Raw genomic sequence first — 24208 nt, forward strand, 5'->3', positions numbered from 1 at the left:
CAAGCTGTTGCAAGCACACATCAAACCAGTGCAAATAGCATTTTTATAAATGCGAATGCTTCTCAACAAAAGTAGAATGCGTTCTTACGACCAAGGCCATTCCTTCTTGCAGCTCCCGATCTGCAAGGGCAGGTCCCGTGATTCCCTTTAACACCTAGCCAGCCAGTCAGCCGAGCTCTCCGCCGCTGCAGCCAGCGTTTGTACGTTTGCCGTACGACACCTACTGCCTGGAGCCTTTCTGATGCCGCGCAGCACCGCCAGCCCCTGCCCTGCAGGAGTTCTGCTTCTCTCCTTTTTTGAAGGCCGCACCGCCCTGGGTGCCGCCGCAGGTCGGCCATGAAGGCGGCCCGCGTTGACTGGCGCTACCGCCTGGTCATCACCTCCCGCGCCATGGCGGCCATCGCTGGCGGCTATGCGCTGGCGGCAGGGTTCACCGCTGCGCTTTCGCTGGTGTTGGCGCTGTGGATGCCGCGCGTGGAGGCCGTGCTGACCGCCACCATGCTGGCCTGGCTGGCCTATGCCATGGCGGCGGGATGGGCGTTTTATGCGCGCACGGCCTGGGGCGCCTGGGGCGGCACACTGCTGCCCGCCCTGGCACTGGGCGCGTGCGCCATGGCGCCGCAATGGATGAGGGGCACGCCGTGACAACAGCGACCTCCACCGTGCGCAAGAGCGCCGACCGCGAAGGCTTTCGCCAGGCGATGTCGTGGCTGCACACCTGGGCAGGGCTCATCCTGGGCTGGCTGCTGTTTGCGATCTTCCTCACGGGCACGCTGTCGTTCTTCAAGAACGAGTTCAACCTGTGGATGCGGCCCGAGATGCACGGGCTGCCGCGCACCGACGCGGCCGATGCGCAGGTGGCCCAGAAGTCCGTGGACGCGCTGGTGCGCAAGGCCCCCGACGTCACCCAGTGGATCCTGCACCTGCCCGATGACCGCGACCCAGCTGTCAACATGCTCTGGCGCGGCACCGGCAACGGACGCTTTGAAACGCTGCGCATGAACCCGCAGACGGGCGAGCCCATCGAGGCGCGCCAGACCATGGGCGGTGATTTTTTCTACCGCTTTCACTTCGAGCTGCGTACCGCGCAAAAAGGCCGCTGGACTATCCAAGGCCGCTGGGTGGTGGGCGTGGCCACGATGCTGATGTTTGTGGCGCTGATCACCGGCGTGATCACACACCGGCGCATCTTCAAGGACTTCTTCACCTTCCGCCCCACCAAGGGCGGGCAGCGTGCCTGGCTGGATGCGCACAACGTCAGCGGCGTGCTGGTGCTGCCGTTCTATCTGATGATCACCTTCAGCGGGCTGATGATCTTCCACACGCTGTACATGCCCGCAGGCATTGCCGCCAACTACAAGAACGAGAAAGGCGTGGACTCCAACGCGTACTTTGCCGACCTGCAGGGCGAGAAGCCCGAAAGCCGTCCCCGCCGGGGTGCGGGCGACAAGGTGGAGCCCCTGCCCGCCATCACCCTGCAGCCCGTCATCGACGCGGCCACCGCCCGCTGGCAGGGCGGGCGCATCGGCAGCGTGCAGGCGCGCCGCGATGCCAACGGCCGCGCCGTGGTGGAGGTAACGCGCCACGAAGGCGACCGCCTGCAGTACCGCCCACCGCGCCTGCTGTTTGATGCCACCACCGGCGAGTGGCTGGACCAGGCCGACGCCACCAGCCCCGCCGTCAAGACCTATGGCGTGCTGTATGGCCTGCACATGGCGCGGTTTGCCGATGTGGGCCTGCGCTGGGCGCTGTTCGGTTTTGGGGTGCTGGGCAGCCTGATGATTGCCACGGGCATGGTGCTGTGGTCGGTCAAGCGCAGCGCCAAGTCGCAGACACAGGCCAGCCGCCAAGGGGCGGCCAAAACGACCAGCAACATAACCAGCAACGCGCCCGCTGCGCACCCCAAAGCGCCGTTTGGCGAGCGCCTGGTGGCTGGCATCAACATCGCGACACTGGCCGGGCTGCCGCTGGCCTGTGGCGTGTACCTGGCCGCCAACCGCCTGATCCCTGTGGGCATCGAGGGCCGTGCGGATGCAGAGCTGGCCTGGTTCTTCAGCGCCTGGGGCATCACGCTGCTGTGGGCGCTGGCCTGCGCGGTGGTGCGCCCGCACCGCCTGGGCTGGACGGTGCCGCTGGCCGCTGCGGGCCTGGTGTGGGCCGCGCTGCCGCTGATCAACGCGTTTACCACACACACCCACCTGGGCGTGAGCCTGCCCGCGCGCGAATGGGTGTGGGCCAGCATGGACCTGTCGTTTTTGGCCACCGGGCTGCTGCTGGGCTGGCTGGCGTGGCGTGTGCGCCCTGGTCGCACGCCCCGGCGCGGTGCGCCTGCACGGAGTGCGCGACCCGCGCGACCTGCCCCGTCGGTGCCCGTGGCGCCCGCCGAAACCTCCACCTCGGGAGCCTGAGCCATGTCTGCCTTTCTTCTGTGCTTTGCCGCCTGGTCGGCCATTGCGCTGGGCATGGACCGCCACCACGAAGACGCCCTGGGTCAGGAAGGCGCCGTGCGCCGCCTGGTGGCGTTGCGCCGCTCTGGCTGGCTGCTGCTGGTGCTTTCGCTGTGGCTGGCAGCGGCGCACCCGCCAGGGGTCGTGCCTGCATCCCTGGGCGTAACGGCATGGACCGTGGCCCTGTCGGTGGCCGCCGTGGCGGTCACGACCACCGTCACCTGGCAGCCCCGGCGCACGCCCGAACTGGCTGGCGCCGCCCTGCTGGCGGGCTTGCTGGCGCGGGCGCTGGGGTGGTGATGGCCAGGCTCCACGCTCCCGCAGCCGTGCGCTGAGCCCGCTCGGGCTCGAACTCGCTTTTCTGTTTTCACGGCCCCACCACATCCCAGACAGCGGGCCTTCGCGGCACGCGCCAGGCGATGGGGTTCAGGGCTTTTCGCCAACCGCGTTGCGCTCACTCCAAGGAAAACCATGCACGCTTACACACCAACCCCCTATCGCCTCCACCCGCTGGTGGCCGCCCTGCTTGCCACGCTGTGTGGCACGGCACTGGCGCAGACGACGGCGCCGCCTGCTGCAGTTGCGCAGACCACGCCGCAGACGCTGGGCGAGGTCACCGTGCAATCCAGCGCGGACGACGACGGCTATTCGCCCGCCGCCGCCAGCACGGCCACCAAGGGCAGCGCGCCGCTGCGCGATGTGCCCCAAGCCGTGAACGTGGTGCCCGCGCAGCTCCTGCGCGACCAAGGCGCGCGCTCCATGGAAGACGCGCTGCGCAACGTGCCCGGCGTGGCCATGAGCCACGGCGACGGCCAGCGCGACCAGGTGGTGATCCGTGGCTTCACCGCCATTGCCGACCAGTTTGTGGATGGCGTGCGCGACGACGCGCTGTACTTCCGCGACCTGGCCGACATCGAGCGTGTGGAAGTGCTCAAGGGCCCCGCCGCCGTGCTGTACGGGCGCGGATCGTCGGGCGGCCTGATCAACCGCGTGACCAAGAAGCCCAAGTTTGGCGAGACCTCGGGCGAGGCATCGCTGGGCCTGGGCAATTTCGACTACCGCCGCGCCACGGCCGACGTGAATGTGGGCATCAGCGATACCGCCGCCTTCCGAATCAACGCCGCCGTGGAGGACTCCGGCAGCTACCGCGACCAGCAGTTCGTCAAGCGCCACAACTTCGCGCCGTCGCTCGCGCTCAAGCTCGCGGCGCAGACTGACCTGCTGCTGCAGTACACCAACGCGCGCGACAAGCGGCTGACGGACTTCGGTATCCCTGCGCTCAACGGCCGCCCCGTCAACGTGCCCGCCAGCACCTACTACGGCTCCAGCACCGCCGCGCAGGACGACACCACCACCAGCACCATGCAGTCGTTCGCGGCCACGCTGAACCACCGCTTCAACGACGACTGGTCGGTGCGCAACGTCACGCGCCTGTACGACTACGCGCTGGACCGTTACAACACCTTGCCCGGCGGCACCACCGACCCGGTGAACCTGACGGTGGGCCGCACGCGCTCGTTCATCCTGCGCGACGAAAAAGGCTTCTTCAACCAGACCGACGTGACGTGGCGCAACCAGCTGGGCGGCTTCAAACAGGAATGGCTGATGGGTGTGGAACTGGGCCAGCAAAAGAAACGTTCTGAGTCCGTCACCGGTGGCGCAGACCGCGTGCCACTCTTCAACCCCGGCAACCGCCCTGCCCCCGCCATCCCAGCGGCCAACTACAACGCCGACAGCGCCATCCCCAGCCACACCACGCAAGACACAGCCGCGCTGTACTGGCAAAACCAGATCACGCTGGCGCCCCAATGGAAGGCGCTGGTGGGCGCCCGCTACGACGTCTTCGGGCAAGAGACCGCGTTCGACCGCAAGCTCGCAACGCTATCGCGCACCGACAAAAAATTCAGCCCTCGCGCGGGCCTGGTGTGGCAGCCGAGCGATGTGGTGTCGTACTACGTGTCGTACAGCAAATCCTTCCAGCCCTCGGCCGAAGCGTTTGCGCTGGCCGCCAACAACACCAGCGCCGAACCAGAGATCACCGAGAACAAGGAAATCGGCGTCAAGCTCGACCTGCTGGACGGCCGCCTCAATGTCACTGGCGCGCTCTTCAACCTGGAGCGCACCAACATCAAGAACACCGACCCCGCCAACCCTGGGCGCCAGATCAACGTGGGCACCCAGCGCACCAACGGCCTGGAGCTGACCGCCAACGGCCGCCTGCCCGGCCGCTGGGACGTGAGCACCGGCTACGCCTGGCTGGACGGCCGCATGACGAAGTCACTGGCCACCACCACATCCACACAGCTGCCCACCGCCGCCATCGCCGCCCAAGGCAAGGTGCCCGCACTCACGCCGCGCAACTCCGCCTTCCTCTGGGCCATGAAAGACCTGGGCCACGGCCTGCGCGTGGGCGGCGGCGTGAACTATGTGGGTGCGCGCTTCACCTCGCTGACCAATCTGGTCACCCTGCCCGGCTACACCACGCTGGACGCGGCCCTGCAGTACACGCTGGGCCAGTGGGATGTGGACGTGAACATCAAGAACCTGGCCAACCGCAAGTACTACGTGTCGGCCCACGGCAGCAACGACAACCTGATCCTGCCCGGCTCGCCGCGCGCTGTGCAGGTGACGCTGCGCACGCGGTTCTGACGCTGGGTCTGCAGGCGCTCGCACATCAGTTTGAAGCATTTTTGGCTGCTAGCGCTTGATAGACAAGCGCCAGCAGCTATACAATTAATAGCAAAAAATGCTTAGAAGGAGAAGCGTCATGCGAATGCTGAGCGCCACTGGAGTGGACTACCCGGTGGTCAACGGCAAGCAGCTAGGAGTGTGGGCGGCAGAAGGAGCATCGGCTGCAACGCGCGATAAACCGGTCTCGCACGGTACTACCTCCTGCGCCCAGGGGCCCACCCTGGGCTTGTCGGTAACACCACGCGATCCTCGGTTTTCGCACGTTTCGCTTCGATGCCTTCTGCCGCCCACACTCCTAGAGGAAGCATTGCGTTGGTACGGGCGATGTATCCGTCCACTGACGACCTGTGTGCCGGAGGAAGAAGTCGAAGAAAACTGACCTCAGGGTCTGACCAGCAACCTCAGGCGAACTCGAAACGCGGCCTTGACTTCGTTGAACCGCTTGTACCGTTGAAGGTACCGGCCAGGCGCCGGCTCTATGGCGAATCCGAACCTCTGTGCGCCACCTGCCGTCGGCGCGAGAAAGCCGAGCACCTCCTCGGTCACCAGATAGGTTGGCGTTGCTCCGCCCGACAGCGGGACGGAAAACTGACTGCGCCCCCGCGACACGTCCGGCAATGGGACGATCTCTGGACGCCCTTGTACGGCAGCGGCCGCGTCGCTGGGCATGGGCGCCCAGCGGGACCGAACAGCTTTTACCTGGAAGGGCACGCTCGTGCTGTCAACACGCGTGAAACCTTCGAGAGTGCCGCTGTCCAGCCAGGGCTCGGCGAACCGGATCAACACATCGTGCTCGGTGGGGACCTCATCGATCGAGAGCATGGCCAACTGGATCTGATCGGGTCGAAACCGAGTCAGAAAATCCCGAAAGTCGAACTGGAAAACGGTGTCGGTGCGCAGGTAGACCTGCCGCTCGCACGGGACAGGATCGGGCCCACGCACGTAGCCGGTGCGAAAGCCCGCCTGCGGGAGTTCGCGCGGCAATGTCCTGGGATCGGGCAAAGCGCCATCGAGCGACCCACGGCTGATGATGCCCCACGGGACAGGTATATCGCAGGCGAGGTTGTGGCGGTTGTCCTCATGCAGGAACCGGGCCGACTCAACCGCCGTCAGGTCGACCGCCACTGTGCCGCAGCCCGCCAGCGAAGAGACCAACAGTGCAAAACAAGCCCATACATATCTGCGCATGAATCACCTCCGTGACGGCATTTCGTGACGAAACACGCGTCGGAGCAGGTTAACAGAACACCCGGTGCAATGGGCGCCTTTCACGGGGGGTGAACCGCCCGCCCGAGCCCAGTGTGCGGCGTGCTCGGAAGCTACGCTCGCTGGCGGGCACGCAGCGCACGGTGGCCTGGAGCTGACCACCAGCGGCCGCCTTCCCGGCCCCTGGGAGGTGAGCACCGGCTACGCCTGGCCGGACGGCCGCATGACGAAGTCACTGGCCACAACCACGTCCACACAGCTGCCTACCGCAGCCGTCGATGCGCTGGGCAAGGTGCCTGCACTCACGCCAGAATGCACCCACCGGCCCTGCTGCTTACCGACAGATGGATTGTTGTGTGGCATTCACTGTTGGCTAGGAATGCGCGCGGACTACTCACGAGACTGCGGCGACTAGAGCGACGAAAACAAGCGCAGAAACGAGATACCACAGTATGCGAAGCCCCGAGATCGGCTGCTCTTTGGTTCTTCGCTCAACAAACTCGTTCGCGTGGCGGATACCTGGCAAACGGGAGTAGGCAAACCCCAAGAACTCTCCGGCCGCGCTGAGCAAGAGATAGGCGGGTGGACCAAACATCGCGAGAAGCAGCCAGCGCAGTAGACCTTCGGGTTGCCCTTGCCACAGAAAAACTCCAGCGCACACCGAGAGGCCTAGCCAAAGAACGAGGAGCCAGCGTGATTTCGACATTGATATGCACTTGGACGGGATTTGCGCCATCTAACGACTGAAAACGACCTCCCGCCCTGAGCTATGCGCGCAATTGCGGGGTGCGGCACCAAAGTGCCACGATGGGAACTACCAAGTCTCGTCAACTTCCTTTTGTAGCTTGAAGGGATTTTCTATAGAAGATTCTGTCGTAGCCCGCCATGTGCTTGCGCTCGTACTCGACGTAGCCAATCTTCGTGTAGAGGGCCTGGTTCTCGACCATCTTGGAATTCGTGCACAAGTACAAGCTCTCGAAGCCGCGACGCAGCGCCTCGTGCTCGGCAAACTTGAGCAACTCCCTGCCGACCCCGTGGCCGCGCAGATGAGGGACGGCGGCAACAGTGTCGATGTAAAAGCCCTCTGCGGTTTCATACTGAACGAGGGTGCCAACAATCACGTTCTCGTATTCCGCGACCCAGATATGACCGTCCTGGGTGTGTGCGTGAAAGTCGAGCAGCATCGGCGCGGGAGGCCTGCCGATCCTGGCAATGTAAGGGCTGAAGGCCTCTACGACGCATTGGCGTGCGGCAGGAGCATCGCCTGCAAGTGCTTGACGGACGATCAGGTCCAAGTTGGGCCTCCAGTGCTCGTTGTGACGGCTAGCTCGCCGTATCCCGCAGAACTTGCGAGACAAGCTCGACGGAGCGGAATATTTTGACATGGAGCCATGCTGAAAACGGCGTCCAGCTTGGGCAGCAGCCAAGTTGCGTGCTTGGGCCAACTTTGGGGCTCAGCTTCAACATGCGTCTATCGAAAGCAGCGGCCATCGTTCGCCAAACCGCTTCGATTCCACACGTTGCCGGTAGACCGCGCAGCTCGCTCTGAGTGGGCTGTGCCGCACGCGAAGCGCAAACAGATCGTCCAGCCCATGGGGGGCAACAACACCTATCGATTCGTCATCGCTCAGGTAGACGCCAACACAGGTCGCGAACTCTGGCCAGGTTGCCACGCCTTCTTCGAGGGACCCAAGAGGAAGCACCGCCTGCCCCAGGTTGCTGGCGAACCATTGATGCACCGTGGCTTGGTTGGTGACTTCCCATTGCACCGTCGGCATGAGCGCGCGAAGGCGGCTTTCGAGGTGGGCATCTTGCTCCGGGCCGAAAGTTTTGCGGTCAAAGTGGACGACATCGACATCCTCAAGCACCGAGGGGGTTTCAAAGCCATGGAGAGCATCCCACACCAGAGACCGCACGGCGCCAGCGCCGATGCACCAAGAGTCCAATCCAAGAGAGCGGACTGCCAACAGCGCTGCCATCAAGTGGCTTGAAGAGCGCACCATGGCTACAAGCCGCCGTTCAAGCTCCTGTCGTGAAATTTCGTTTCGGTGCATGGCTCCACTGAAAATGAGGCGGCAATGTCTGGTGCACGGTTCTTGCAGAACGTAGCACTTTAGCCCTTGCGCAGAGGCCACCGACCGCCAGCTCTGCAGAGGGTTCATCCAGCCTCTCGAATCACTTTTCTGCACCATCTACTTGCGGTTTTCGCAACCGCCTGAATCACAACATCACCACAAATACAAACAATTCCCATTTGCAATGTAAAATTCAGTTTCCGCAAGCCACAGCCTCCCCCTTAGACCTGCTCTAAGGCTGCAGCCAGCACCCACCGTCCTTCGATGTTTTCGGGTTGTCAGGCTTGAACCACTTCTTCCTCTTCGCACCGTCTGCTGCCGCCATGAGCGCCCTCGCGCCGTGGGCTGGCCAGGTGGGTGTGCGCCAGCGCAGCCCCTCCCGCCCCGCCCTCACACCATGCTGAGCCCCACCGCCCTGCGCCGCTGGAGCTGGACCCACAAGTGGTCCAGCCTGGTGTGCACCGTCTTCATGCTGCTGCTGTGCATCACCGGCCTGCCGCTGATCTTTCACCACGAAATTGGCCACCTGCTAGGCACCGAGGTGGAGGCGCCTGCGATGCCCGCCAACACGCCGCGCGCCAGCCTCGACAAGGTGCTGGCTACCGCGCATGCGCTGCATCCGGATCGTGTGGTGCAGTTCGCGTCGCACGCGGAGGACGATGACAACGTGTGGTTTGTCACGCTCACACCCACACCGGCGCCCACGGACGATTTCCGCTCCGTGGCGGTGGATGCGCGCACGGGCCAGGTGCTGGCGCAGCCACGGTTTGACGAGGGTTTCATGTACGTGATGTTCAAGCTGCATGTGGACCTGTTTGCGGGGCTGCCGGGCAAGCTGTTTCTGGGTTTCATGGGCTTGCTGCTGCTGGTGGCCATCGTCACGGGGGTGGTGCTGTATGCGCCGTTCATGCGCAAGCTCGCGTTTGGCGAGGTGCGGCGTGATCGCTCGACCCGCGTGAAGTGGCTGGACCTGCACAACCTGCTGGGCATCGTCACGCTGGTGTGGGCGTTTGTGGTGGGCGGCACGGGCATGATCAATACGTGGGCCGATCTGCTCATCAAGTACTGGCAGTACGACCAGCTGTCAGTGCTGCTCAAGCCCTATGAGGGCCAGCCCATCGTGCCCGCCGCAGAGCGCGGGCCGCTGCAACAAGCGCTGGAGGTGGCGCAGGCCCAGGCGCCGGGCACCAAGCTGTCGTTCATTGCGTTCCCGGGCACAGCGTTCTCCAGCCCGCACCACAACACGTTTTTTCTGCGTGGCAACGAGCCGCTCACCTCGCGCCTGCTCAAGCCCGTGCTGGTGGATGCGCGCACGGCGCAGGTCACTGCAGCGCCCCAGCTGCCGTGGTACCTGACTGCGCTGCTGGTCTCGCAGCCGCTGCACTTTGGCGACTACGGCGGCATGCCAATGAAGATCATCTGGGCGCTGCTCGACGTTGCCACCATCGTGGTGCTGGGCAGCGGGTTGTACCTGTGGCTGCGCAAAGGTGTGCAGGTGGGCAGCGCGAACAACGTCAGTATCAGCACCACCACGGCGGAAGCCACCGTGCAAGGCCACACCGGCTTGCCGCCAACGGCTGCCGCACGCACTGGCGGCACGCTGCCAAGCACGGAGGGCCGCGCATGAAGCAAAGCCCTTTCTGGTCGCTGTGGGGCTGGCCCATCGTGATGGGTGTGCTGACCACCACCGGCCTCATCACGGCACTGGTGTCCGACACCTGGGGCGACTGGTGGTCGTGGGTGGGTCTGGGCATTCCGGTGGCGGTGATGGGCTGGACCTGCTGGCCGCGCACCACGCCAAAGGCCACTGCGCAACGCGCCCATGACAAACCCCACACCGATGCCGACGAAGCGGGCACCAACGCCAACGCCACGCCACTCTGAACATTCCCCGCACCTTCAGCACGCCATGCGCAATTCCCATTCCCCTCGCCGCCCTGCCCTGACCCCAGCCGCACTGGCCGCCGCCCTGCTCTTCACACTGGGCGCGCCTGCCGCTTGGGCGCAAGCGACGACCAGCGTCACCGAGCCCGACGGCAAAACCCTGTCCACCGTCATCGTGAACGCCAGCGCCGACGCATCGGCGCAAGGCCTGTCGCCCGCCTACCCCGGCGGCCAGGTGGCCCGTGGGGGCCGTGCGGGCATCCTGGGCACCAAGGACGCGATGGACACGCCGTTTTCCATCACCAGCTACACCAACGAACTGATCCAGGACCGCCATGCCCGCAGCGTGGGCGATGTGCTGCAGAACGACCCCACGGTGCGCGTGGCACGTGGCTTTGGCAATTTTCAGGAGGCGTTCTTCATCCGGGGGTTCATCCTCGATTCGGACGACACGGCCTACAACGGCCTGTACAGCTTGCTGCCGCGCCAGTACATCGCCACCGAGCTGTTTGAGCGTGTGGAGGTGCTGCGCGGCGCATCGGCCTTTTTGAATGGCGCCAGCCCCAACGGCGGCGGCCTGGGCGGCAGCATCAACCTGCTGCCCAAGCGCGCGCCCAACGAGCCTTTGAACCGCGTGACCTTTGGCGTGGCCAGCGGCGGCCAGACGCAGGTGGCGGCCGACATTGCCCGCCGCTTCGGCCCGGATGGCAATACTGGCATCCGCGTGAATGCTGCTGCCCGCAATGGCGGTACGGCGGTGGACCACGAAGACGTGCAGCTCGGCCTGCTGGCCGTGGGCCTGGACTGGCGCAGCCGTGACGTGCGCCTGTCGGGCGATATCGGCTGGCAGGACCACAAGCTCAAGAACACCCGCACCAACGTCACGCTCGGCAGCGCTGTGACCACGGTGCCGAGCGTGCCCGACAACCAGACCAACTTTGCCCAGCCCTGGAGCTACTCGAACGAGCGCGATGTGTTCGGCACGCTGCGTGGCGAGTGGGACCTGTCGCCCAGCACCACGGCCTGGGCTGCGGCGGGCGCGCGCCGTGGCGAAGAAGCCAATTCACTGGCCAACCTCACGGTGACCAACGCCGCCAGCGGCGCCGCCACCACCTACCGCTTTGACAACACCCGCAAGGACAGCGTGAACACCGGCGAGCTGGGCCTGCGTGGCAAGCTGCAGACCGGCAGCGCGGGGCATGAATGGGTGGCGGTGGCGTCGCACTACGACTTCGAAAAGAAGAACGCCTACGCCATGGATTGGCGCAACACGCACGCCACCAATCTTTACAACCCCATAGCCACCAGCCTGCCGGGCTTCAGCGCAAACACCCTGTTTGGCGGCGACCTGGCCAATCCCCTGCGCACCGGCAGCACGCGCCTGACCAGCGTTGCGCTGGGCGACACGATGGCGTTCATGGACAACCGCATGCTCTTCACCGTGGGCTTGCGCCATCAGAAGATGGAGATCGCCAATTACGACTACGGCACCGCGCTGCATACCGACCGCTACGACCAGAGCCGCACCAGCCCGCTGCTGGCCGCTGTCTACAAGGTGGACAAAAGCCTGTCGGTGTATGCCAACTATGTGGAAGGCCTGAGCCAGGGCCAGACCGCGCCCAGCACGGCTACCAACCGTGGCGAGATGCTGGCGCCGTATGTCTCCAAACAAAAGGAAGTGGGAATCAAATTTGACGCCGGCCGCGTGGGCGGCAGCGTGGCGCTGTTCTCCACCACCAAGCCGCGTGCGTTTTTGAACACGGCCAACCTCTTCAGCACCAGCGGCAAGGACCGCCACCAGGGCATCGAGCTGGCCGTGCAAGGCGAGGCCACCAAGGGCCTGCGTCTGCTGGGCGGCCTGACCTGGCTGGATGCCAAGCAGCTGACCACCGGCGCTGCCGCCACCGACGGCCAGCGCGTCATCGGTGTGCCCAAGCTGCAAGCCAACCTGGGGGCGGAATGGGACGTGCCCGGCGTGCCGGGCCTGGCCGTGGACGGCCGCTGGGTGCACACCGGCGCCAGCTATGCCAACGCCACCAACACCCTGCGCGTGCCCGGCTGGAACCGGCTCGACGTGGGTGCCCGCTATATGACGGAAGTGCAAGGCAAGCTCGTCACACTGCGCGCCCGCATCGACAACCTGACCAACCGCAACTACTGGGCCTCAGTCGGCGGCTACCCCGGCTCGGGCTACCTGGTGGTGGGTGCGCCGCGCACCTTGTCGCTGAGCGTGAGCGTGGACTTCTAGAGCGGCACCCCGCGCCACACAGGCATTGCCAAGACCCGTTTCAGGGCCAAAAAGCCACCCAGCGCTTATCCAACAAGCGCAGGCAGCTATCAAAAAATGAGTATTTTTCCCCTGTAGCGCCGGGGGTGTGGAGCACTGCGCTCCGCTGTTTTTGCTGTCACTAAAACCACCGAAAGGAAAACGTCCATGTCCTCGAACCAACGCCTCCAAGCCCCGCTGCTGTCCGCCCTGCTGGCCTGCGCCGCCCTCACCGCGGTGAACTCTGCCCATGCCCACCAGGTCTGGCTCGAAAACGCTGGCGGCCAGGCACGCCTGCACTTTGGCGAGTTCAACGAGAACCTGCGCGAGACCTCGCCCGGCCGGCTGGACCAGTTCAAGGGTGTGCCCGCACTGGAACAACAACGCGCGGGTGCCGCCGCCCAGCGCGTGGAAGGCCAGCTCGCCAAAGACGCATTTGTCTACGCCACCACGGGAACGCCCGACACGCTGTTCGCCGCCGCCAGCTACCCGCTGATCGACCGCAGCAAGCGCAACCTGCCTGCCATGATCTGGCAGCCCTCGGCCCGCTGGGTGGCCAGCCTGGCCAAGCCCGTGGCACCCACCGCGCCGCTGGACCTGGTGCCCACCGGCAAGCCCGGCGAGCTGAAGGTGGTCTACAAGGGTGCGCCGCTGCCCAAGGCCAAGGTGCAGCTGGCCGCCCCGTCGGGCTGGACGCGCGAAGCCGAGGCGGGTGAAGACGGCACGGTGACCTTCGTCACCCCCTGGAAGGGCCAGTACGTGGCCGAGGTAAAGCACAGCGACAAGACCCCCGGCGAAGTGCAAGGCGAGAAGTACGGCGAAGCCAGCTACGTGACCACGCTCACCTTTGTGCTGGCCGACGGCATGGCGTCGCCTGCCCTGCCCGAGCCGCCCAAGGCCCACTGAGCCCCGGCTGCCGCACAGGCTCCTAACCACAAGCCACCGCCCTCTCGCGGCGCGTGGCGCTGCCTTGGCACGCCCGGGCGGTCGGCATTCATATCAACAAAAACGGGCTGTAGCGCTTTACCAACAAGCGCCGACAGCTATTAATCCGATAGCGCCATGATTTACCCCAATCTCTTGCGCACCGCTGTGGCGCACGCCGCGCTGCTGGCTGTGTGCGGCACCGCGTTCGCGCAGAACAGCACAGCACCCGCACCTATACCCTCCGACGCTCCAGCAGCCGCCCCCTCCTTGCGCCAGGTCGATGTCATCGACTCCACGGCAGGCGAAGCCGCCACGCCCGCACGGCGGGCGCAAAGCAGCTCGCGCCTGGGCCTGTCGGTGCTGGAGACGCCGCGCTCGGTCAGCGTGATCGACAACGCGCTGCTGGAGCAGCAGATGGCCACCACCGAGCGCGATGTGCTGCGCAATGCCTCGGGCGTGTCGTCGCGCAGCGAGTACTACGGCTCGTACTCGCAGTTCTCCATCCGGGGGCTGTGGGCCAACAACACCTACAACTTCCTGCGCGACGGCGCCAAGTTCATCCACCTGCTGGACCCACCGCTGTTCAACATCGAGCGGGTGGAAGTCATCAAGGGCCCGGCCGCCCTGGAGTTTGGCCAGGTCGCGCCCGGCGGCCTCGTCAACTACGTGAGCAAGCGGCCCCAGGCCGAAGCGTTGCGCACCGTGAAGATCGGCGCAGGCAGCCATGGCTGGCGCAGTGCCGAGTTTGACCTGACCGGCCCGCTAAACACCGACGGCACGCTGCGCTACCGCCTGGACGGCGGCGCCAGCCGGGGCGGCAGTTTTGTGGACGGCAACACCCCGCGCAAACAGGGCGTGGCGGGCAGCCTGGAGTGGCAGATCACGCCCGACACCGTCTGGCGTGCGCAGGCCGAGACCCAAAGCATCGACGGCACTTCGACCTCCGGTTTGGCCGTGCCCGACCCCAAGAATCCACGCAGCGCGGACGTGCTGCCGGTGGGCGCGTTCTACGGCGAGCCCTGGTTGAAAACCGATGGCCATCTGCGCTTTTATTCCACCGAGCTGCAGCACCGCTTTTCGGACCAGCTGGAAGGCCGCGTGCACCTGTCGCGCAACGAGACCTTTCGCAACGTGAACATCGTGTCGCCCATGGGCCCGGTGACCAACGGCCGGGTGGCGCGCGGCTACTGGATGGCGCCGGGGCAAAAATACACGTCGGACACGGCTCTGGCCGAACTGCGCGCGCAGCTGCAGACCGGCGCGGTCAAGCACACGGTGCTGGCGGGCCTGGACTGGCGCGCGATTGCGGGCTTCTATGGCGCGCGCACCACGGGCACCCTGGGCGCCATCGATCTCTACAACCCCGTTTCAGGCCTGGTGCCACCGGTGGCCTCCACCGGCGTGGGCAAGCTCTCCTCCGACGCGCGCAATACCGGCGTGTTTGTGCAAGACCGCATGGTGCTGGGCGATTTCGGCCTGCTGCTGGGCCTGCGCCACGACCGCTTCAAAGACGCCTACACCACGCCCGTCACCGACGTGAGCAAGACACAGCCGAGCGCGGCGATCAGCTGGGAGCCTCGCCCCGGCACCATGCTGTATGCCAGCCATGCGCGCTCGTTCCAGGCCAACTCGGGCACGCTGGTGTGGGGTGCGCAGTCGGCCCCGCCCTCGGAAGGCAAGCAGCTGGAAGTGGGCTGGAAGCAGGAATGGCTGAACCAACGCCTGATGACCACCGTCTCTGCCTTTGACCTGGAGCTGACCAACGCCCCCGCCACCGACCCGGCGCACCCCGGCTACTCGGTGCTCACCGCGCGCCAGCGCATCAAGGGCATCGAGCTGGAGCTGCAGGGCCGCATCACCCCCGGCTGGACGGTGACGGCCAACGCCAGCTTCCACGCCCCCAAGGTACTGGCCGACACCACGGCCGGTGCCAACGTGGGCAACCGCGTTGCGCTGGCCACGCGCCGCAACGCATCGCTGTGGACGCAGTACCGCCTGCCCCAGCTGCCCGGCCTGTGGGTGGGTGGTGGCCTGGTGCACCAGGGCGACAAGTTCATCGCCAACGACAACAAGTGGCGCCTGCCCGCCTACACCGTGGTGGACCTGGCCGTGGGCTACCAATTTGCGGGTGGCGTGCGGCTGCAGGCCAACCTGAAGAACGCGGGCAATCGCCGCTACTACCTGGATGGCACCACCACCGCCGCCGGTTTTGGCGCCGTGGTGCCGGGCACGCCACGCAGCCTGCAGGTGTCGCTGGACTACACGTTCTGAAGACCGGCGCCAAGGCTGCGCCTGTCCATCGCCAGCCCCAAAAGCAAGACACGCCAGCCACGCCGCGCGCCGTGCCTGGCCTTCGGGCCTGTCCCCTTTTTTTCAACCATCGGAGAAACAGCACCATGCAATCTGGCATCACCGTTTGCCGCACCGCCATCGCACACGCGGCCCTGCTTGCCCTGTGCGGCGCGGCCCATGCGCAGCAGGCCACACCCACGGTCCCCACCGCACCCGCGGCGCCCGCTGCAGAGAAAGCCCTGGCCCCCGTCACCGTGAGTGCGGGCGCCGAGCAGGAAAGCCCCACCGCGCCGGTCACCGGCTTTGTGGCCAAGCGTGCGCTGAGCGCCACCAAAACCGACACGCCCCTCATCGAAACACCCCAGGCCATCAGCGTGATCACGCGCGACCAGATGGAAGCGCAGGGTGTGCAGACGCTGCGCCAGGTCACGGCGTATACGGCGGGGGCGGTGTCCAACTATTTCGACAGCCGCCAGGACACCTTCAAGGCGCGCGGCGGCGACGTGACGCAGTATCTTGATGGCATGGTGCGCTTCATCGGGTACTGGAACGACACCCGGCCCGACCCCTACACGCTGGAGCGTGTCGAGTTTCTGCGCGGCCCCTCGTCGGTGCTGTATGGCCAGGGCAGCGTGGGCGGTGTGCTCAACCTCACCAGCAAGCGCCCGCAAGCCGAAACGCAGCGCGAAGTGCAAGTGCAGCTGGGCAGCAACGCACGCAAGCAGCTCGCCGCCGACATGACCGGCAAGCTCACGCAGGACGGCGAATGGCTCTACCGCCTGGTGGCCGTGGGCCGCGACAGCGACACGCAGGTGGACCATGTGCGCGACGACCGCGTAGTGATCGCCCCCACCGTCACCTGGAAGCCCAGCGCCGCCACCTCGCTCACGCTGCAGCTCACGCACCAGAAGGACAAGAGCGGCTCGCTCATCGGCTTCTTCCCGTGGCAGGGCACGCAGCTGCCCAACCACTACGGGCAGATCCCCACCAACACCTTCATCAGCGAACCCGGCTGGGACCGCTACAACTCCGAAAGCACCTCCTGGGGCTACCTCTTCAGCCACCAGATCGATAGCGCCTGGACCGTGCGCCAGAACCTGCGCCGCAGCGTGAGCAACGTGGACTACCGCACGCTGTACACCAGCTTCGCCGCCAACACCGCACTGGGCCGCCCCGCGCGCCCGGTGTTCAACGCCGACAACCGCACCGTGCTGCGCGACGCATCGTGGACACTGGGCAACGCGCGCATGCTGCTGGTAGATACGCAGGTCGAAGGCAAGCTGCGCTGGGGTGAAACCGAGCACACCGTGCTCGGCGGCCTCGATGTGCAGCGCAACCATTGGGGCCAGCAAAGCTGGCGCGCCGTGGCACCGGCCATCGATGTGTACAACCCCGTGTACGGCAACTTCACGGCGCCACCGGCATCGGCCCTGGCACGCGTGCCCAGCGTCGAGCAGCGCCAGCTGGGCTTCTACGCCCAGGACCAGATCAAGTGGGGCCGCTGGACCGCAACGCTGGGCCTGCGCCACGACAACGCCAAGAGCGACACCGAAGGCCGACCCGCCGCTGCATCCGACGACAAGGCCTGGAGCAAACGCGCGGGCGTCACCTACCAGATGGATGGTGGATGGGCACCGTATGCGGGCTACTCCGAGTCCTTCCAGCCGCTGGGCGGCGCCAATGCCTACGGCACCCCCTTCAAGCCCCAGCGCGGCGAGCAGTGGGAGGCCGGTGTGAAATGGCAGCCCCCCGGCCAGGGCATCAACGCCTTCGCCGCCGTCTACCAGCTGCGCGAGAAGAATCGCAAGACCACCGACCCGACCAACCCGCTCAACAGCCTGCAGATCGGCGAAGTCAAGGTCAAGGGCTTCGAGGCCGAAGTGCAGGCCAGCCTGGCGCGCAACTGGGACTTCACCGTGGGCTATGCCTTCACTGACGCCAAGATCAGCCGCAGCAACACCGGCGACCAGGGCCAGCCCGTGGCCAGCACCCCGCGCCATACCGCCTCGGCCTGGTTGAGCCACCGCTTCGCCAGCGAAGGCCGTGGCGGCTGGACGGTGGGCGCTGGCGTGCGCTACACCGGCTCGCAGTGGAGCGGCACCAGCGCCATCAGCACCCCGGCCGCCACGCTGGCCGATGCCATGGTGGCGTATGACGCCGGCGACTGGCGCGTGGCCTTCAACGTGGTGAACCTGGCGGACAAGGTGCACATCACGCAGTGCCTGGCGCGAGGGGATTGTTTCTATGGGCAGGCGCGGACGTACACGCTGACTTCGACGTACCGGTTTTAACGACTGGAAGGGGCGCCCCAAGCGCACTGGGGGTACGCCGTGGGGTGCCCCAACTGAGCCCCCACTCTGCCTCGGCATTCATGCACACAGCAGGCGTGAAGTGGAGGTGGGCGGGTTACCGCACCGCCCACCTGTTCAGTCCCACTACACTGGGCGTTGGCGTTCACTTCACCCAACCCATGCAACCCCATTCAAAGCCCTCCAAAGTGGCCGCGCTGGTTCCGGCGTGGCAGTCTTCGGCGTTCATTCAAGCAACCCTCGACTCTCTCTCAGCCCAGACTTACCCACACCTGGAAGTCATCGTCTCTGTCGATGAGTGCAATGATTCGACCTATGAGATTTGCATCGCCCATGCTCAGAAAGATGCTCGTTTCCGAGTAATCCGCCAATCGCAGCGGCTAGGGTATGTGGGCAACTGCAACTTTTTGCTCAACCAGGCCGAAGCTGATTACGTACTTTTTGCATTTCATGATGACATCCTGAACCCTGACTACATCACGCTGCTGGCAGAAGTGCTTGACGCACGGCCAGAGGTCGTCATGAGTTATTCGGACGTTCACCTGACAAACACCAACGGAACGGAAGAACACTGGGTATTCACCGAACTTGAAGGCGTTCGTGACCCGGTTCAGCGGGGTGTTCTCATGATGAGTGGAAAAAATAAATGGTGGGTGCCCAACCGAGGGTTATTCCGCCTTGGTCAAGCTCGGCAAATCAACGGCCTCAAAACCCACCACGCGGGAGAATTTTCGGCAGACTGGCCATGGCTGTTCCATATGAGCCTTTTGGGAGAATTCGCACGGGTTCCCAAAACCCTGTGCTACAAGTATTACAAGCCTGGAAGCTTATCGAGAAGCTGGCAGTTTTCCAAGCACCAGATCTATGAAGTTTACGCGGCCATAATGCGCGAAATCTGGATATCCGGCCTTACCACTGAGCAAAAGCTCACGCTTGCCAGTCCCTTGGCAAGATGGCTCTACCACAATAATCCTGATCGACTCGGCGAGGGCAAGTGATAAATACCACCGACCCGGCATCCTGTTCGAGCTGGTTTGGAGGGCGCGCTCGCTTGGTTGATCTCCCCATTCATTCAGACGAGCGTGGCAACCTGCTACCGCTCGACTTCGACCACCTTCCGTTCATGCCACGCCGCGTATTCACCGTAACAGGCGTCCCCGCCGGCTCCATCCGGGGGGAGCATGGTCACCGCAGTGGGGAACAACTGCTCATTTGCCTGCAAGGGAAAATCGACCTTTTGCTCAGAAAGGGGGACGAAGAAGCCACTACGGCGCTCACCCCAGCGGGGCCAGGACTCCTTTTGGGCGCAGGCGTGTGGTGCCGCCAGACTTACCTCGTCTCGAATTCCGTACTATTGGTATTGGCCAGCGAACCGTATGATCCAGATTCATATATATCCACCTGGAACTGATATAAATGCGAAAGACTCCCCGAATTGCGATCCTTGGCGCCGGAATCATGGGCTGTTCGACTGCGATATTTCTGGCCCGCAAAGGAATCGAAGTATCTGTCTTCGATATGGCAGAGCAACCATTCAGCGCAGCGAGCCGATGGAATGAAGGGAAAATCCACTTAGGCTGCCTCTACAGCGCAGATCCGTCCCTGAGCACTGCGGACCGTGTCATTCCCGGCGGGCTCAAATTTCGCCCCTTGATCGAGGAATTGGTCGGTACATCCCTCGCTCCAGCGATCACTTCCGAAGATGATCTGTACCTGTGTCACCGCAAATCCGTGACATCTGCAGCAGAAATGAAGACGTACATGGAGAAGGTCGTCGAGCGTGTACGCAATCACCCAGATGCGGCGCAATATTTGGCAGATGCGTCTGACAGTCGGATTCACACTCTGAGCGCTTCCGAACTGGCTGGATTGACCTCATCGACAGATATTGTTGCGGGCTTTCGGACTCCTGAGAGGTCCGTTGACACCAATTGGGTGGCTGAACGATTCATACCTGCGATGGATGCAGAAGCATCGATCCAGCAGTTTATGAAAACCCGCATCACGGCGGTGCGCCCCGCAAAAGATGGAATCGACGGCAAGTGGGAAATTGAAACTTCCGAAGGCATCTTTGGACCATTCGACTACGTCATCAACTCGCTGTGGCAAGGCCGATTGGCCATAGACCGAACTGCTGGGCTGGAGCCCACGGGAGTTTGGTCACACAGATACCGCCAATCCCTGTTCTTGCGCACCAAAGAACCGGTTCATACGCCTTGCGTGGTCATTGCCACCGGCCCCTTCGGAGACATCAAAAATTACAATGGGCGGGATTTCTATCTCTCCTGGTATTCCGATGGCTTGCGCGTGGACAGCTCCGATATTTCACCACCGGAGCCTCATTTGACTGCCCAGAATTTGGAGAACTTGCCAAACTCCATTTTCGACCATCTCCAATCCTTGTTACCGTGGGTAGCACAAATTCGCGAGCAAGCGGAGCGCTCCACCATTCAAGGCGGATGGGTCTTTGCTGTCGGGCAAGGTGTGCTTTCGGACCGAGATTCCACATTGCACTCCCGTTCGGAATATGGCATTCAAAGACTCGGAAACTATATATCTGTCGACACCGGCAAATACTCAACAGCACCCACCATGGCCCGCGCCCTGGTAGAAGCGATTATCTAGCCGCCTCAGAAATATCGTTCCTGATGGGCGCCATATCAATCCGAGCATTTGATTGGCCCCGAAGTCTCTGAAGCCTGTTACGACTTGATCGCCGGAACTGCACGCGACCAGGCCTACACTCCCCACCCGCCGCGTGCTGAGCCTGCGACCACAGAACCCCGTGCGCCGCATCGGTGCTCGCCCGGACGGGTCTGCACCATCGACATCGGCGATGCACCCCAGAGCCCAGCCGGGGCGCTGCAGGAAAAATTTTCCACTTTGTTGCACAGCACCAACACCCCCACGGGTAAAAGGTGTTTACCCCTGTGGCGGACATACAAATAGGCCATTAGCATCCCCCTCCGTTGCAAAGTGCAACGATCACATCACCACAGGCATCAAACTTGCTTGTAGCGACGGCCCGAAAGCATCACCCCTGTGCGTTTTTGGCCGGTGATTATTTGTCATCAAACAAAATTTGATTTAAGGAAACCTTGCTAATGAAAACGATTAACCGCTGCGCCCTCGCCGCGCTGGCCCTGGTGGGTACGTCTGCTGCCTTTGCACAGAGCAGCGTCACCCTGTACGGCCGGGTCAACACCACGTTCGAGCACCAAAAAGAAGGCAATGTGTCCAAGACCGGCCTGTTCAACAACTCCTCCCGCTTCGGCTTCAAGGGCCAGGAAGACCTGGGCGGCGGTTTGATGGCAGGCTTCCAGCTGGAAAGCGGCTTTGACTCCAGCACCGGCGCCACAAGCTCCACCTTCTTCGGCCGCCAGAGCGAAGTGAACCTTGCCGGGGGCTTCGGCATGCTGCGTCTGGGCAACTTCACTTCGGAGTCCTACTACGCCACCGCTGACTTCATCAGCAACCACAACCACGACACCGGTTCGTCGTCGGATGCGCTGTACGCCTACCCAGCCCGCGACGCAAACAAGATCGCCTATCGCGCCCCCAGCCTGGGCGGCGCCACGTTCGAAGCCGGCTGGGCCATGCATGAGCAAGCCAGCGGCACCGGCGGCAAGAACAGCCTCGACCTGGCTGCCAACTACGAGATCGGCAAGCTGGGCCTGGGCGCCGGTTACTCCAAGCTGGACGACCAGAACCAGTTCGCGGTGCGTGCTTCGTACTCGACCGGCCCCTTCGTGGTGGGTGCCTACGTTCAGCGCGACAAGAACGTGTTCTTCGCCAACGGCGGCAACCGCACCAACGTGCGCCTGTCGGGTGCCTACATCATGGGCGTGTCGGAATTCCACCTGAACGTGGGCCGTGCCGGCAAGTACTCCAACGTGGCCGACAGCGCCGCCACCCAGTACACCGTGGGCTACAACTACAACCTGAGCAAGCGCACCAAGATCTACACGTACTACACCCGCATCAACAACAACCACAACGCCAGCTACGGCGTGGCCACTGCGGGCAACGACTTCAGCTCCTTCGCGATGGGTGTGCGCCACAACTTCTGATGGCCTGATCCCGCTGCTGCCCTAACTGGTGGGAGGGCAGACATACAGCTATTTACCCCCGCACTTCTTTGGAGTGCGGGGTTTTTTTACGCCACAGCATCCAGCCTTTTGGCAGCGATTTTATTTGGCAATATTCTGCCGCACGAGTTTCGACGTGACGGGGTCAAAATAGGCCTCGACCATATTGCCACTCTTGAATCCGTATATTTCGTAGCAACTGCCATTGGCGATTTTGAATGTGGCAATTTTGTAGCCACGAAACTCCGCCAGCAGGCGCATTTCCGCCTCAGGCAACCACTGGCTTCGCGGCTCCCGCGTACACACATCTTCAGTGCGCTCGCGACTGAAACTGGATGGCCCCGCCGACTGGACGGGCGGCTTGTCGGCCTCCGCCGCCAGCGCGGACACCGCCAAGGCCAAGACTCCCACCGCGCTCGCAGCGGCGTTTCTCACAGCATGGTTCATCGATAGACCTCCAGTGGAATGACGGTTCGATGGTAGCCATGCCAGATTAATTTTTGCTTAACTCAATTGATCCCACAAAAAAATATCGAATGGCTTGGTGTATTTTATTTTCACTCTTCAGAATTTCATTATCCCAAGTCCGCTTAGCCCCTTGAGATGGCAAGCATAAAATGCGGCGGTCTGGGATGGCGTGTCCTCAGCCGGTCTACTGCGTTATTTTCCCAAGACAGCCACCTGCACCTCCGTGCGGATTTGAAACCCCAGGCTTTCGTACAAGGCAATGGCCGCTTCATTCGTGGTCCAGGCATGCAAAAAAGGCTGGTCCCCCCGCTGTTGAATGGCGTGCGCCACCACGGATGAAAGTCGGCGGGCAAAACCGCGCCCTCGAAACTCGGGGTGGACACACACGCCGCTCACTTCGGTGCCGCCTTCAAAACGCATGCGTTCACCCGCCATGGCCACCAGCACACCTTCGGACCGGATGCCCACAAAGCGGCCCATGGTGTGGGTGCGCGCAAGGAACGGGCCGGGCTCAGTCAACTGCGCCAGGGCCAGCATGGCGGCAGCATCGGCATCACCCAGCACGACGACGGCCTCCGCGCCAGGCTCGGCTGCAATAGCCCGCCCGGCCACCATCTGCACGCCCTCGGCGCGGCGAAGGGCCTGCAGCCCCTTGGGCACCGGCATGGGCTGCGCTTGCAGCACGAAGACCGATTCCCCCTCAGCCACCAGACCGGCCAGCGCGGCAAGGCTGGCGTCATCGGCGTCATCCCGGGCCGAAGCAAACAGGTTGACGTCCCGCCGGTAGCGCTTGGCCAGGTCGCCACCTTCTGCCAGGCCGGGAGTGGAGGTCAGCGATGCCCAGACGGGCCGGTCGAAGGGGTTGGTGGTGGTCATCGTGCTGTTTCCTTTCCTGGGGCACGGGGAGTTTTTTTGCGACGGCCTGTAGCGTGCTCTGCGGCGATGGTGACAGCCGAGCGCTGCAGCAGCGAGGTGCGCGCGAGCCCCGCCTCCAGCGCCTCCAACTGGTCCAGCAAGGGGCCTTCAAGCGACGCACACACCTGGGCTACGGAGGCTTCCAGCACGGGCCAGACATCGCGTTGCGCCCGCTGCACAAGTGCCTGGCCTTGCGAGCTAAGCGCCACGCGGCGCACACGCCGGTCACCCTCCACCGCCTCCGACTGCACCAGCCCGCTGTCTTCCAGCCCTTTCAAGGAGCGCGTGACCACCGGCTGGCTGACGCCGACGGCCTGGCTCAGCTCGCCCACCCCCAGCGCACCATGCCAATCCAGCGCCGCCAACAGCGGGAAGTGCGCTGCAGGCATGTCGATGCCGTGCTGGGTCAACAGTGCCTGCGTTTGCGCCTGCAGCGCCTCGCCAATACGCTTGAAGCGGGTGCCGAGGGTGAGGAATCCGAGTTCCTTGACGACGTCTTGGATCATGTTTTTTCCTTAGATATATATCATGATATGTATTTGACAGGCCACGTCAATCGATTTCTTCGCGGCTGCCCTGGCACTGCTTGTCAGACTGGTTCAGCGCGCAAAAACAAAAGCCTGCGGACGATCTCGCAGGA

20 protein-coding genes are annotated in these 24208 nt (G+C 63.9%); 14 read left to right on the forward strand and 6 right to left on the reverse strand.

All coding sequences use genetic code 11. The annotated features are described in order from the left end of the window. Positions 1-336: 336 nt before the first annotated feature. The 4 genes from EXV95_RS08505 (at position 337) to EXV95_RS08520 (ending at position 5096) form a co-directional block, all read left to right on the forward strand. Positions 337-645, forward strand: a complete 309-nt coding sequence (locus EXV95_RS08505) for a DUF3649 domain-containing protein (RefSeq protein WP_176886506.1) — start codon at positions 337-339, stop codon at positions 643-645. Continuing rightward, positions 624-2408 carry a PepSY-associated TM helix domain-containing protein gene (locus EXV95_RS08510; RefSeq protein ID WP_176886507.1) on the forward strand — a complete coding sequence of 595 codons (1785 nt, stop codon included), beginning with the start codon at positions 624-626 and terminating at the stop codon, positions 2406-2408. Before EXV95_RS08505 ends, EXV95_RS08510 begins: the two co-directional genes overlap by 22 nt. A gap of 3 nt (positions 2409-2411) precedes the next feature. After that, a complete protein-coding gene (locus EXV95_RS08515) occupies positions 2412-2747 on the forward strand; it encodes a DUF3325 domain-containing protein (RefSeq protein WP_176886508.1) in 336 nt (111 codons plus the stop codon). 171 nt (positions 2748-2918) lie between these two features. Continuing rightward, on the forward strand, positions 2919-5096 hold the full coding sequence (locus EXV95_RS08520) for a TonB-dependent siderophore receptor (protein WP_176886509.1): 2178 nt from the start codon (positions 2919-2921) through the stop codon (positions 5094-5096). Between the two features lie 423 nt (positions 5097-5519). Here EXV95_RS08520 and EXV95_RS08525 read toward each other — a convergent pair whose 3' ends face one another. The 3 genes from EXV95_RS08525 to EXV95_RS08535 form a co-directional block, all read right to left on the reverse strand. Beyond that, on the reverse strand, positions 5520-6326 hold the full coding sequence (locus EXV95_RS08525) for a hypothetical protein (RefSeq protein ID WP_176886510.1): 807 nt from the start codon (positions 6324-6326) through the stop codon (positions 5520-5522). A gap of 845 nt (positions 6327-7171) precedes the next feature. Further along, positions 7172-7639, reverse strand: a complete 468-nt coding sequence (locus EXV95_RS08530; protein ID WP_255484966.1) for a GNAT family N-acetyltransferase — start codon at positions 7637-7639, stop codon at positions 7172-7174. 165 nt (positions 7640-7804) lie between these two features. Further along, positions 7805-8398 (reverse strand): nucleotidyltransferase family protein, encoded by a 594-nt coding sequence (locus EXV95_RS08535; RefSeq protein WP_370460226.1) that lies wholly within the window; start codon positions 8396-8398, stop codon positions 7805-7807. Between the two features lie 418 nt (positions 8399-8816). On the opposite strand from EXV95_RS08535, the gene EXV95_RS08540 reads away from it, so the two are divergent. The 10 genes from EXV95_RS08540 to EXV95_RS08585 all read left to right on the forward strand — a co-directional run bounded on the left by EXV95_RS08540 (position 8817) and on the right by EXV95_RS08585 (position 22167). Further along, positions 8817-10046 (forward strand): PepSY domain-containing protein, encoded by a 1230-nt coding sequence (locus EXV95_RS08540; RefSeq protein ID WP_176886512.1) that lies wholly within the window; start codon positions 8817-8819, stop codon positions 10044-10046. Next, positions 10043-10303, forward strand: a complete 261-nt coding sequence (locus EXV95_RS08545) for a hypothetical protein (RefSeq protein ID WP_176886513.1) — start codon at positions 10043-10045, stop codon at positions 10301-10303. Before EXV95_RS08540 ends, EXV95_RS08545 begins: the two co-directional genes overlap by 4 nt. Before the next feature lie 25 nt (positions 10304-10328). Beyond that, positions 10329-12551 (forward strand): TonB-dependent siderophore receptor, encoded by a 2223-nt coding sequence (locus EXV95_RS08550; protein WP_176886514.1) that lies wholly within the window; start codon positions 10329-10331, stop codon positions 12549-12551. Between the two features lie 186 nt (positions 12552-12737). Beyond that, the gene (locus tag EXV95_RS08555; protein WP_176886515.1) at positions 12738-13475 is read left to right on the forward strand and encodes a TonB-dependent receptor; all 738 of its coding nucleotides are present in this window, start codon (positions 12738-12740) and stop codon (positions 13473-13475) included. A gap of 156 nt (positions 13476-13631) precedes the next feature. Next, on the forward strand, positions 13632-15767 hold the full coding sequence (locus EXV95_RS08560; RefSeq protein WP_176886516.1) for a TonB-dependent siderophore receptor: 2136 nt from the start codon (positions 13632-13634) through the stop codon (positions 15765-15767). 125 nt (positions 15768-15892) lie between these two features. Beyond that, entirely contained in the window at positions 15893-18079 is a 2187-nt protein-coding gene (locus EXV95_RS08565) for a TonB-dependent siderophore receptor (RefSeq protein ID WP_176886517.1), read from the forward strand. Between the two features lie 179 nt (positions 18080-18258). Continuing rightward, complete coding sequence (locus EXV95_RS08570; protein WP_176886518.1) at positions 18259-19095, forward strand: glycosyltransferase family A protein; 837 nt, start codon at positions 18259-18261, stop codon at positions 19093-19095. After that, positions 19092-19508 (forward strand): FdtA/QdtA family cupin domain-containing protein, encoded by a 417-nt coding sequence (locus EXV95_RS25130; RefSeq protein ID WP_370460229.1) that lies wholly within the window; start codon positions 19092-19094, stop codon positions 19506-19508. Before EXV95_RS08570 ends, EXV95_RS25130 begins: the two co-directional genes overlap by 4 nt. Before the next feature lie 5 nt (positions 19509-19513). Beyond that, a complete protein-coding gene (locus EXV95_RS08580) occupies positions 19514-20722 on the forward strand; it encodes an FAD-binding oxidoreductase (protein ID WP_176886520.1) in 1209 nt (402 codons plus the stop codon). A 479-nt stretch (positions 20723-21201) separates the two neighbouring features. Next, entirely contained in the window at positions 21202-22167 is a 966-nt protein-coding gene (locus EXV95_RS08585) for a porin (RefSeq protein WP_055399553.1), read from the forward strand. A 120-nt stretch (positions 22168-22287) separates the two neighbouring features. Here the strand turns inward: EXV95_RS08585 and EXV95_RS08590 are convergent, their stop codons facing one another. From EXV95_RS08590 to EXV95_RS08600, 3 genes are all read right to left on the reverse strand, one after another. Beyond that, positions 22288-22632, reverse strand: a complete 345-nt coding sequence (locus EXV95_RS08590) for a PepSY domain-containing protein (RefSeq protein ID WP_176886521.1) — start codon at positions 22630-22632, stop codon at positions 22288-22290. 213 nt (positions 22633-22845) lie between these two features. Further along, on the reverse strand, positions 22846-23529 hold the full coding sequence (locus EXV95_RS08595; RefSeq protein ID WP_176886522.1) for a GNAT family N-acetyltransferase: 684 nt from the start codon (positions 23527-23529) through the stop codon (positions 22846-22848). Then, on the reverse strand, positions 23526-24074 hold the full coding sequence (locus EXV95_RS08600; RefSeq protein ID WP_121505855.1) for a MarR family winged helix-turn-helix transcriptional regulator: 549 nt from the start codon (positions 24072-24074) through the stop codon (positions 23526-23528). The genes EXV95_RS08595 and EXV95_RS08600 overlap by 4 nt, the downstream gene beginning before the upstream one ends. Between the last annotated feature and the right edge of the window lie 134 nt (positions 24075-24208).

The organism is Acidovorax sp. JMULE5, assembly GCF_013376875.1.
In the GTDB taxonomy this organism is placed as follows: Bacteria; Pseudomonadota; Gammaproteobacteria; order Burkholderiales; family Burkholderiaceae_C; genus Acidovorax; species Acidovorax facilis.